The organism is Ileibacterium valens, assembly GCF_001945525.1.
GTDB lineage: Bacteria > Bacillota_I > Bacilli_A > Erysipelotrichales > Erysipelotrichaceae > Ileibacterium > Ileibacterium valens.
Window position 1 is genome coordinate 1 of record NZ_MPJW01000009.1, and the last position, 10905, is coordinate 10905.

At 39.9% G+C, this 10905-nt stretch carries 10 protein-coding genes and 1 rRNA gene; 8 read left to right on the plus strand and 3 right to left on the minus strand.

The window, feature by feature from the left end:
- Together BO222_RS00170 and BO222_RS00175 are read left to right on the plus strand one after the other, a co-directional pair.
- On the plus strand, nucleotides 1-255 hold a 255-nt coding region (locus BO222_RS00170; protein ID WP_075817320.1), incomplete at its 5' end, for a transposase.
- 314 nt (nucleotides 256-569) lie between these two features.
- Nucleotides 570-1481 (plus strand): HAD-IIB family hydrolase, encoded by a 912-nt coding sequence (locus tag BO222_RS00175; protein WP_075817322.1) that lies wholly within the window; start codon nucleotides 570-572, stop codon nucleotides 1479-1481.
- 103 nt (nucleotides 1482-1584) lie between these two features.
- Here BO222_RS00175 and BO222_RS00180 read toward each other — a convergent pair whose 3' ends face one another.
- The 3 genes from BO222_RS00180 to BO222_RS00190 all read right to left on the minus strand — a co-directional run bounded on the left by BO222_RS00180 (nucleotide 1585) and on the right by BO222_RS00190 (nucleotide 5338).
- Nucleotides 1585-2577, minus strand: coding sequence for an aspartate-semialdehyde dehydrogenase (locus BO222_RS00180; RefSeq protein ID WP_075817324.1), 993 nt, complete (start codon nucleotides 2575-2577; stop codon nucleotides 1585-1587).
- Nucleotides 2578-2794: 217 nt separating this feature from the next.
- Nucleotides 2795-4108: an aspartate kinase gene (locus tag BO222_RS00185; RefSeq protein ID WP_075817326.1), complete on the minus strand. Its 1314-nt coding sequence runs from the start codon at nucleotides 4106-4108 to the stop codon at nucleotides 2795-2797.
- Nucleotides 4109-4207: 99 nt separating this feature from the next.
- Entirely contained in the window at nucleotides 4208-5338 is a 1131-nt protein-coding gene (locus BO222_RS00190) for a homoserine dehydrogenase (RefSeq protein ID WP_075817328.1), read from the minus strand.
- A 694-nt stretch (nucleotides 5339-6032) separates the two neighbouring features.
- On the opposite strand from BO222_RS00190, the gene thrC reads away from it, so the two are divergent.
- From thrC to BO222_RS00220, 6 genes are all read left to right on the plus strand, one after another.
- Nucleotides 6033-7508, plus strand: a complete 1476-nt coding sequence (thrC, locus tag BO222_RS00195; RefSeq protein ID WP_075817330.1) for a threonine synthase — start codon at nucleotides 6033-6035, stop codon at nucleotides 7506-7508.
- On the plus strand, nucleotides 7501-8454 hold the full coding sequence (gene thrB / locus BO222_RS00200; RefSeq protein ID WP_075817332.1) for a homoserine kinase: 954 nt from the start codon (nucleotides 7501-7503) through the stop codon (nucleotides 8452-8454). The genes thrC and thrB overlap by 8 nt, the downstream gene beginning before the upstream one ends.
- Nucleotides 8447-8881 carry an ACT domain-containing protein gene (locus BO222_RS00205; RefSeq protein WP_075817334.1) on the plus strand — a complete coding sequence of 145 codons (435 nt, stop codon included), beginning with the start codon at nucleotides 8447-8449 and terminating at the stop codon, nucleotides 8879-8881. The genes thrB and BO222_RS00205 overlap by 8 nt, the downstream gene beginning before the upstream one ends.
- Nucleotides 8881-9588 carry a DUF1461 domain-containing protein gene (locus tag BO222_RS00210; RefSeq protein ID WP_075817336.1) on the plus strand — a complete coding sequence of 236 codons (708 nt, stop codon included), beginning with the start codon at nucleotides 8881-8883 and terminating at the stop codon, nucleotides 9586-9588. Before BO222_RS00205 ends, BO222_RS00210 begins: the two co-directional genes overlap by 1 nt.
- The gene (locus BO222_RS00215; protein ID WP_075817338.1) at nucleotides 9585-10154 is read left to right on the plus strand and encodes a Maf family protein; all 570 of its coding nucleotides are present in this window, start codon (nucleotides 9585-9587) and stop codon (nucleotides 10152-10154) included. The genes BO222_RS00210 and BO222_RS00215 overlap by 4 nt, the downstream gene beginning before the upstream one ends.
- Before the next feature lie 649 nt (nucleotides 10155-10803).
- Nucleotides 10804-10905, plus strand: a 16S ribosomal RNA gene (locus tag BO222_RS00220); the annotation flags it as partial.

A 10905-nucleotide genomic window follows, 5' to 3' on the forward strand; every position in this document is an offset into this window, starting at 1 on the left:
CGGGAGAACATGTCTTCAGATGCAGGACATGAGATTATGGTCAGCCGGAGCATTCAGGCGGAAGGAACCTTCGGAGATCTTAAAGAAAACTACAGATACAGCCGATTGAGACGCCGGGGACTGGAAAACGTAAAATTTGAGGTGCTTATTGTGGCCATGGGACACAATATCAGAAAATTAAACAACAGAAATCGGATGAGTTGCCCAGAACTCGAACGTTATGGAAAATTAAAGGAGCAGAAAAGCGAAATCTGAAAAAGATTATAAACAGTCTTTTTGAGTTTTGGCTCTTTTCAGTGCGTTCAAAAATTGACTTGAGCGGAAAAACACATCATAAAAAAGGATTGAATCAGATAAAAAGCATAGAAAAAGGGGCTGTAAATCTCGCTGATGAAAAATCAGTCGAAATTTAACAGCCCCTTTTAATTTTTCTGGGCAATCACATCTATAAGGATTGCGATTTTCATTTTCTATGAAATTACTTGACCATCTTTATCATTGCGGTTTTGTAAGAAGCTGTAATTAAGCTTCGTTTGTTCACTTATGGCGAGCCTGTTAGAATAGAATGCATGAAACAGGCAAAACGAATCCGAGCGATTGTCGCTGATCTTGATAATACGCTCGTCAACCAATTTGGGGATATTTCTCGAAACAATGCAGCAATACTGAGACAGATGAATGAAGAAGGTGTCATTGTCGGTCTGGCTACTGGACGAAAGGCAAATGAATCAAGCAAGCTTCTGGATTTCTGGCGTTTAGGACATGCTGTATCTTTTATTGTCGGCAGCAATGGCTGTGACTATATAAACCTGCGAACCAGAAGGCATATTCAGGAAAACTATCTGACTGAAAAAGACTTGCGTTTATTCAGTGAAGAATTCAAAAGAGAAACAGCGGGATGGGGAGTTAGACATCACGATTGCTTTTATTGCAACAAAATGACGTTCTGGATTGAGCTATATTGTCTAATGCATCATTTAAAGCCAGTCGTAGATGCTTTTGATGCACTGACTGGAGATGAATTTTCCAGAATTCTGATTATCGCTTCACCTTCGACAAATAAGAAAATCTTTTTGAAATGGAATCTGAAGCATTTTAAGGCTATGCCGATGGGTAAGATGGTAATTGAAGTAGTAAAACCACAAGTTTCCAAATACGAAGGCTTAAAATATGCTCTTGAAGACTTTGAACTTGAACCAGCTGAAGTAATGACGTTTGGCGATGATTATAACGACATCGAACTGATTCGAAGAACAGAAGGGATCGCCATGAAAAACGCGGTCGAACCATTGGTTGAAGTGGCCAGAGGAAAAACCAAATATTCAGGCGCTCAGGATGGAGTGGCTTATCATCTGAATGCTTTGCTGATTGGCGACGAATATATTTTTGGTGATGAACAGGAAGAGGAAGAACCGGCACTTGTTGCTGAAAAGGAAGAAATTATCGAAGAAGTCCCTTATGATGATGATTTCCTAATCTAAATCCAGTTATTAAATAGTTAAATCGGACAACACAAAGTGAATAAAAAGAAAAAATCCTGTCTTCGATCAGAGACAGGATTTTTCGTATTGGAAATAGAATGCTTCAGGCCTGATTTTCCTTTTCAATCAGCTTTTTTAAAATCTGGACAGCGTTGCTGGCAGCTCCTTTTCGGATCTGGTCTCCTGCACAGAACAGACTGACCGTTTTACCAGATTCATCGGTGGGGTCTTTATGTAAACGGCCAACAAAAACATCATCCTGATTGGTGGTCAGAATAGGCATTGGATAGATCAGCTGATCTGGATCATCTTTGAGCTGAACTCCTTCAGAATGGGAAAGAGCCTGACGGATTTCATTCAGATCCACTTCCTGATCACATTCAGCCATAATCGATTCGGAATGACTTCTCCAGACAGGAACTCGAACACAGGTGCAGCTGACCTTCAGGTCAGGAGAATGCAGAATCTTGCGGCCTTCATTTTGCATTTTCCATTCTTCACTGGTGATTCCATTTTCATCAAAACCACCAATTTGAGGGATGACATTGTATGCAATCTGATACTGGAAAGCTTCTGGAGCGGCATGAATATCCTGAATCTCACGTTCAAGATCAGAGATTCCTTTTACTCCTGCTCCGGAGACCGCCTGAAAAGTAGTGCAGATGATCCGATTAATGTGATAAAGATTATCGATATCATGCAATGCCATCAATGCAATAATTGTAGAGCAGTTCGGATTGGCAATGATCCCCTGGTGTTTGAAAATGTCTTCTGGATTGATTTCAGGAACAACTAAAGGAACATTGTCATCTAAACGATAGGCAGACGAGTTATCGATGACAACACACCCGGCTTCCTGAGCCCAGGGCATCCATTTTTTCGTTACATCATTTTCACAGGCACCCAGTACGTAATCGACTCCCTTAAAAGATTCTGGAGTCAGTTCTTCAACGACCAGGTCATTAATGACCTTTCCTTTGCTTCTGGCTGAAGCTAGTAAACGTATATTGGCGTCAATATTATATTCTTGCAGACAGTCTAACATCTGTTGACCGACTGCGCCGGTAGCACCGGCAATAGCGATGGTTGGCTTCACTTCAAAAAACTTCCTTTCAATAGACAGTTGTTCAAATTCCTTTGTTTCTACAGTTTCTTAATTTTCTGATTTAAGTTAATTTCACTGCTCATCTTAAAGATTTTTCTATTAATCAGTGATAATAAAGTTTGCAGATTGGTTTACTGATTATCTGCTCGCTTTTTGATTAGTTCCAGGACAGTCAGGCTGAAAATTTGATCAGCCAGGTTAATAAGGATTAGTCTGTTACGAATTCGTCATAAATGATTCGGATTGTCTTTTCAAGATCTTTTTCATCCACTCCAATAGTGATGTTAATTTCGTTTGAATCCTGAGCGATCATATTGATCGAAATTCGTTCACGGCCTAATGCATCAAACAATCTTCCTGCCATGCCAGGAACATGAGACATAGCCTTACCGACGGTTGAGATCAAAGCGATGTGATCGGTAATCTTCAGTTCGTCCGGAGCAACTTCTTTTTTGATTCGATGCAAAATTTCATAGAGGCAATCGCCGACTTCTGCGCTGCTTACAACAATCGAGAAGGAATCAATACCGCTTGGGATATGTTCAATCGAAACATTGTAGCGTTCAAGAATGGACAGAACTTTTCTCATATATCCAATTTCATTGGACATGTGTTTTTTATAAACGTAGATCGACAGGAAACCTGGCTTTCCGGCGATTCCTGTGATCGGATATTTTCTGGGTACATTCGATGTTTCCTGAATGATCGTTCCAGCATCATCCGGGCGATTGGTATTCAGAATATGAATCGGCGTGTTGGTTTCCTTTACTGGAAAAATAGCTTCTTCATGTAAAACGGAAGCGCCCATATAAGAAAGTTCACGGAGTTCCGAATATGTAATATGAGTGATTTCTTTCGGATTTGGGACAATTCGTGGATCGGCCATCAGAAAACCGGAAACATCAGTCCAGTTTTCATAAACGTCAGCACCCATTGCATTGGCAAGAATTGATCCCGTAATATCTCCACCTCCGCGGGAGAATACCTGAATCTTGTTATTTGCGGAGGTGCCGTAAAAACCAGGGAAGACAAAGTGCTCATATTCGTTCATTTTCGCCTGCAGACGGGCACGGGTTGCTTCCCAGTCGATTGATTTATCCAGGTTCAGACGAATAACATCAGCAGCATCCACAAAAGGAAAACCCAGATATTCAGCCATCAATTTGGCGCAAAAATATTCACCGCGGCTGACCAGCTCGTTTTGAGAGTAACTTGAGAGGTTTGTGTACAGCTGATCCAGTTCTTTTTCAATGGGCTGTTTAAGGCCGAGTTCTTCTTTGATTTCTAGAAAACGTTCCTTAATTAACCGAAAGACATTTGATCCATCGACATGATAGGTACGGTGAGCATCAAGCAGATAAAGCAGATCGGTAATTTTCGAGTCATTTGAAAAACGTTTTCCCGGAGCCGATACGACGACATATCGACGATCTGGATCGGCCTGAATGATATCGCGGACTTTTTTAAACTGAGAAGCCTGGGCGACTGAACTGCCGCCAAACTTAGTGATTTTTAAAGACATAAATTAAGCAGGGATTCCTTCCTATTTAATAGATTACGGCTGATTCTTTTTGATGTTTGATTGAAAAAAGAATGAACCAAAATGTATATTTTGTGATGATTATCTCCAAAGAGCGATCATGGCTTTAGGATCTTTAGCCTGAACCTGCTCGATCAGCTCCGAATTGCGGTCCCTGAAGAAGTAGTATTTTTCATTCTCATCGAGGGTTTCAACATTGACAATATTTTCCATATCGGACAGATCCGCCTTTGAACGAACGATCCAGTCTTCCCTGATCAGGGTAGGATCATATTCCAGATTTTTATCCAATACGATTTCGCGTTCGGTATCGTTCAGAGTGTCGATTGCATTGGCGAGCATTGCCTGAGCTGTAGCAAAACGGCCAGCTCCCTGACCAAAGTAGCCGATTTTATCAAAGGATGGGGCATAAATCAGCTGCGCATTATAATTGGATGGAATGTTGGCCAGGTAATCTTCTTTATTCAGAAAAACAGGAGCGACGATTGTATCGAATTTTCCATCTTTCTGAACGGACTTAGCGATATGGCGAATGATCCGATCTTCTGATTTAGCCTTTTTGATATCGCTGGTATTTAATTTTGAAATCCCCAGCGGATTTCGGATTTCTGGATCATAGCTCTTATAAGCAAGCGCGTTAGAAATATTAGCTTTGTAGAAAACATCCCAGCCTTCAACATCATTTGCAGGATCATATTCGGCATAGCCTTTTTTCTGAGCTTCAGCCAATGCTGCAGCATAATCTGTTCCTTCTTTTTGCATCTTGTCAAGAATATAATTGGACGTTCCGTTAAAGATCCCTTCATAGCCGTTGAGATCTTCCAGTAATGAGAATTTGAGCAATGCGTCCAGAAAAGGAATGCCTCCAGCAACAGCGGCCTCAACCTGAATTGAACCCCCGTTTTCCTTGGCAAGCTTGACATAGCGGGAAAGATTTGGGGAAACAACAGCTTTGTTTGAGGTAATCACATGTTTACCAGCTTTAAGTGCTTCGGTGATCAGCGTATTGGCTGGTTCGGTTCCTGAAAGACATTCAAAGACGATGTCTATTTCAGGATCAGTCACGACCTGGTGTCCGTTATTTGTGAAATAAGGCAGGTTTTCAAATTCAGGCAGAACAAATACGTTTTTAATTTCAAGTCCAGGAACCTGTTTGGCAAGAATTTCTACTCCTTTACCAATTGTTCCATAACCCAGCAGAGCAGCTTTCATAAAATAGTTCCTCCAATATATAAGTTTTTAATTGAGTTTATTCAGATCTCATCAGTGTTTTGTTCTGGATTGATCGTTTCTTTCTGTGATTCAATCCGAAATAAAAGACTTCAATTCATTAATTTCTGTATTGACGAGCCATTGGCACGCGGAAATACAGCTAAACGAACTCGAAAACGCTTGATGTCTTTGCTTGAAAAACACTTGTACTTAAATATAAGACAAAGCAATGGTGGTGTAAAGCTATGAAACAGAATGAATTTTCTGAAAAGCTTTTCAATACCAGATGCTGACCAGTTTGTCCCAAAATTTTAAGACATTATGTCAGAAGCTTTGAAATATTTTCAAGTTTATATCTTGTTGGTGAATAGTTAATCCTTTTTTGGATATAAATTATGAACATTCTGGGAAAGCGGTTTCAAATGTAACGCGAATCAAAAACACTTGTATTCAAAATTTAGACAGTATAAGATAGCCATACTTAGCAGTCTGAACAGAGTGCAAGAAATGTATTGCTGTTATGAACTGAGAAGTTGATTCGTCAGTTTTTGATTCGACTGAAATAGTAAGAGTTTAAAGCTTAGGAAATGACTAGAGCTCGAAGCTTAAAAAGAATTCTTAACAGCTCACACGATTCAGAAATGAATCGTCCATCTAAACCGAACTGTCAATACTTTGAAAGGAAACAAAGATTATGTCATTGAATTATCAGTCCACTAGAAATCCAGAACTTAAGGCGGATTCCCGTCAGGCAATTCTCAAGGGACTTGCTCCAGATGGAGGTCTTTATGTCTGGCCAGATATGGCAAAGAGTCCAGTAGATCTAGATCAGGTGATGCAGGAAGACTATATGGGGATTGCCAGAATCGTTCTCGGAAAGCTTCTGCCGGACTTTACTGAAGATGAAATTAAGGAATGTGTAGAAGGAGCTTACAGTGAGAAATTTGATGATCCATTACTGACTCCTGTTCATGATGTGGATGGAGTCCATGTACTCGAACTTTTCCATGGACCTACTTCTGCATTTAAAGATATGGCTCTGACCATTTTGCCATACCTGATGAGATCTGCTTTAAAACAATCTGACGAAAAGGTCATGATTTTGACTGCAACTAGCGGAGATACGGGTAAAGCTGCTTTATCCGGATTCCAGGATGTTGATCAGACTGCGATCTGTGTTTTCTATCCTCATGGAAAAGTCTCTGATATTCAATACCGTCAGATGGCTACTCAAAAGGGAAATAACGTGGCTGTCTTTGCCGTAAATGGGAATTTTGATGATTGTCAGAGCCGGGTCAAGGAACTCTTCATGGATGAAGAACTCAATGAATTTGCCAAGCAGAATCATGTTCGTCTTTCTTCGGCAAACTCAATTAATATCGGCCGCCTCATTCCACAGGTAGTCTATTATTTTGATGCCTATCGCCAGCTCGTTAATAACAAGGTAATCAAACTCGGTGAAGAAGTTTCATTTTCAGTCCCAACTGGAAACTTTGGTGACGTTCTTGCTGGATATTACGCAAATCTGCTTGGTTTGCCGGTCAGGAAATTTTATGTTGCCAGCAATTCAAATAATGTACTGACAGATTTTATCAAAACTGGAGTTTACGATAAGAATCGTCCATTTATTCAAACCATTTCTCCAAGTATGGATATTCTTATTTCATCTAATCTCGAACGCTTCTTATATTTCCTGGCAGATCAGGATTCCAAACAGGTAGCAGCCTGGATGGAACAGCTGAAACAGGAAGGTAAATACGATATTGGAGAAGAATATCGAAAAAAGATGCAGGAAAAATTTGATGCAGATTTTTTAAGTGATGAACAGACTTTACAGGTGATCAAAAAAGTTTACGACCGTACCGGAGTTGTGCTCGATCCTCATACGGCAATCGGTTATCAGGCGGCTTATCAACATAAAGATGAAGGACCAGTTGTTGCCGTATCGACTGCTTCTCCTTATAAATTCAGCCGCGATGTTTTAAAAGCTCTCAATATCGAAGATCTTGACGAATGGGAAGCTCTTCATAAACTGGATGAAATCAATTCTGATATTCTGCCTGAAAAATTGGCAGAACTCGAAGAACTGCCAATTCTTCATGAGACTGTTCTGAATGCTGATCAGATGGATGAAGCAATTAGAAAGGCCTGTGGAGAGCTCTATGATTAGAGTACTTGTTCCGGCAACAAGTGCCAATTGTTCCATAGGCTTTGACAGTCTTGGAATGGCGCTTGAATGGCGATCGGTATTTACATTTGAAGAATCGGAAGAGTTTAAGGTGACTGGATGTGATCCTGAATTTGCCAATGAAAACAATCTGGTTGTTCAGGCTTTTCGACTGACTGCACAAACCTTTGGAAAGAAAATGCCCGTCTTTCATATGCATACGGAAACCGATATCCCTCTGGCCAGAGGACTCGGTTCTTCTTCAGCCTGTGTAGTTGGAGGAATTGAAGCTGCAAATGCCTGGTTTGATTTAAAACTATCCAAAGAGGAGATGCTGAAACTGGCAATTGTTCTTGAAGGGCATCCCGATAATGCCGCTCCTGCACTGATGGGAGGCATGACGGCATGCTTCAAAATTCCTGACTCCAAGAAAAAGCCGAACCAATTCAAGTCTGAAAATAATACGGATCGATCCCAGAATGCAAAACCGGAAGAAGCAAAAGACGAATTTATTCATTCGTTGATGGATATTGATGGGTTTATCGCTTTGGCGGTGATTCCAGATTACGAAGTTTCAACTCCAGAAGCCAGAAAGGCTCTTCCCGAAAAAGTACTGCTTCAAGAAGCAGCGGCACAGATTGGCCGTGCTCTGGTTTTCAGAGAAGCAATTACTGCTGGAAATGAAAAACTCCTGTATACCTGCTGTGAAGATGTGTTCCATGAACCTTATCGTCAAAAACTGATTAAAGAATATGGAGAACTGAAATCACTGGCTGACCAGTATGAAATACCGTTCTGGATTTCAGGGTCCGGAAGCACCATGCTTTACCTTTCCAAAAGTGTAGAGCAGCTCGAAAAGGTTAAAGAAGAACTAAAAAACAAATTTCCGAATTTTGGTTATCGAATTCTGAAACCTGCCAGAAAAGGAGCTCTGGTTGAATATGTCTAAATTTTATGTTGTATCATCGGCCATACTTCCGGATGTCCTGGAAAAGGTAATGGAAGCGCAGACTCTACTTCAGACAGGACAGGTCAGAAAGATTTCGGAAGCTGTTAAAAAAGTTGGAATTTCCAGAGGAACGTTCTATAAATACAGAGATGCAGTTTTCTCCTTTCATGAAGAAAATTCAAGACGAAAAGCGATTCTGACCATGGTGGTTCAGGATGAAAAAGGGGCTTTGTCCAAAATTCTCTCTGTCATTGCTCAGAAGAACTGTAATATTCTTGCAATTAACCAGACCATTCCAATTAATCATATTGTCAATGTTGTACTGACACTGGATATCACAGATTTAGATATATCTTTTCAGCTTCTGATCGGATTGCTTCGCTCATTAGATACTGTTGAAAAAGTAGAATTGGTTACGGTCGAATAATGCCCAATATTCTTGTTAAAAAGATTCTGGCAGTTCTTTCGGGTTTTATGCTGATTCTTGCAGTATTAATAGGTTCAATTCGTCTTTCGGTTTTTGATCGTTCCTTTTATATGGAGTTATACGATCATCTGGATCTGGCCAATCAGGAAGGAATCAGTCGTCAGGATCTTGATGACTCGATCTTTCTGATGCTTGATTATGTCGAAAATAAACGGGATGATTTAGACGGAACAATCTTTTGGAAAGGTAAGGAACAGCCGACATTCAATGAAAAAGAAATCTCGCACATGGAGGATGTTAAAGCTCTATGGCAAAATGCGAAAAGATGGGGATGGATCTTTTTTGCTTTGACCTTAATGATCTATATCTATTTTTTTTGGAAGACACCCAGAACAGCTTTTTCATGGATCTGTTGGGGTGTAGTGATGGGAACAGTAGGATTTGCGGTAATCCTTATATTGTTAGGAAGTTGGATGATCTTTGATTTCACCAGTTTCTGGATCAGATTTCATCATATGTTTTTTACGAATGAACTATGGATACTTGATCCAATGACAGATTTTATGATTGTAATCTGTCCTGAAAATATGTTCTCATCGCTGATCGCACGGATATTTACAATCTTCGTTCCTACGTTAATAGTTTTGTTTGTCCTGTCTGTTATATATTTAAAACGAAAGGCCCCAATTGGGTTTGAAAACTTATGAAACTGATACTTGCCAGTCGATCGCCTCGACGAAAACAGCTTTTATCTTCGTTGGGATATGAATTTATTGTGGATCCTTCCGCATCAAACGAGATATTTGACAAGAATCTTCCTCTTGACGAAGCGCTTGAGCAGGTCGCTTTAGATAAAGCTGAAGAAGTTGCAGGAAGACACCCTGAAGATGTTGTTCTGGCCGCTGATACCATTGTTTTAATTGATGGAAAGATTTTGGGAAAACCTGAAGACACGGATGCTGCCATTGAAATGCTGAAAAGCCTGTCTGATCACATGCACAAGGTAAAAACTGGAATTGCGATCATTTATAAGGACTATAAACAGACTAAAGTCGTCACCAGTGATGTCCATTTCAGAAAACTGTCTATCGAGGAGATTGAACAGTACGCCGCTACCGGATCTCCGTTAGATAAAGCAGGTGGTTATGGAATTCAGGAAGTTGATTTTGCAAAAAGAGTTGACGGCAGCTTCAGTAATGTCATAGGGTTGCCATTACATATCACAGCTCGAATGCTGCAGGATATACAAAATGATCCAGAAGTGATGTTTTAAAACGACGTTTCAAAAAAAACAAATGTTCAATTCGAAGTTTTAAGTCTCGAAAATTGGTTCTTAAAATACAGCAAACAAAAGCGAATGACTCTGAGAGCAGAGGAGTTCGCTTTATTTGTTAGTTACGTAAGAATAAATCTGAAATTCTTGTGCAAGATCGGCTTAACATATCAATGGATCAGCAGATTTTAAAAATTTCTGCAAAGCAGTTGCTCTTAATTTTGTTTGGCGTTATCTTAGAAAAGGTTCGCGGCTTATTAAAGAGAACTCCTTATATATAAAAAGGAGTAATCCTTTCTTGTGAAAATTTAAAAATAATTCACAAAAAGGGTTGACCGGTGAGGTTTAGAGTGATATTCTTAATGAGCCTTGTGAGAGACGGATTGTTTCTCACAAGCGAAGTCTTCTTCTGCTTGTGAAATTCAAAAAGAAATTCACAAAAAAGTCTTGACTTTGATCAGGACAGGGAGTAAGATAAACAAGCTTGTGAAAGATAAATAAATCTTCACAAATAACTCGTTCTTTGAAAACTTTACAGACAGTATGTACAAGTACCAATTGGTACAGGTTAAACAAACAAACCAAGTACAAGTCAATTCAACCTGAACAATCAAAAAATAAAATAAAACGCAAAAGCGTTGAGTCAAATCAAATGGAGAGTTTGATCCTGGCTCAGGATGAACGCTGGCGGCATGCCTAATACATGCAAGTCGAACGGTATCTTTGGATACAGTGGCGAACGGGTGAGTAA

Bases quoted from the DNA above. Each gene is read 5' to 3' on its own strand.
- BO222_RS00175 (WP_075817322.1), top strand. From the start codon at position 570: ATGAAACAGGCAAAACGAATCCGAGCGATTGTCGCTGATCTTGATAAT.
- BO222_RS00185 (WP_075817326.1), bottom strand. From the start codon at position 4,108: ATGTCTTTAAAAATCACTAAGTTTGGCGGCAGTTCAGTCGCCCAGGCT.
- BO222_RS00190 (WP_075817328.1), bottom strand. From the start codon at position 5,338: ATGAAAGCTGCTCTGCTGGGTTATGGAACAATTGGTAAAGGAGTAGAA.
- thrC (WP_075817330.1), top strand. From the start codon at position 6,033: ATGTCATTGAATTATCAGTCCACTAGAAATCCAGAACTTAAGGCGGAT.
- thrB (WP_075817332.1), top strand. From the start codon at position 7,501: ATGATTAGAGTACTTGTTCCGGCAACAAGTGCCAATTGTTCCATAGGC.
- BO222_RS00205 (WP_075817334.1), top strand. From the start codon at position 8,447: ATGTCTAAATTTTATGTTGTATCATCGGCCATACTTCCGGATGTCCTG.
- BO222_RS00210 (WP_075817336.1), top strand. From the start codon at position 8,881: ATGCCCAATATTCTTGTTAAAAAGATTCTGGCAGTTCTTTCGGGTTTT.
- BO222_RS00215 (WP_075817338.1), top strand. From the start codon at position 9,585: ATGAAACTGATACTTGCCAGTCGATCGCCTCGACGAAAACAGCTTTTA.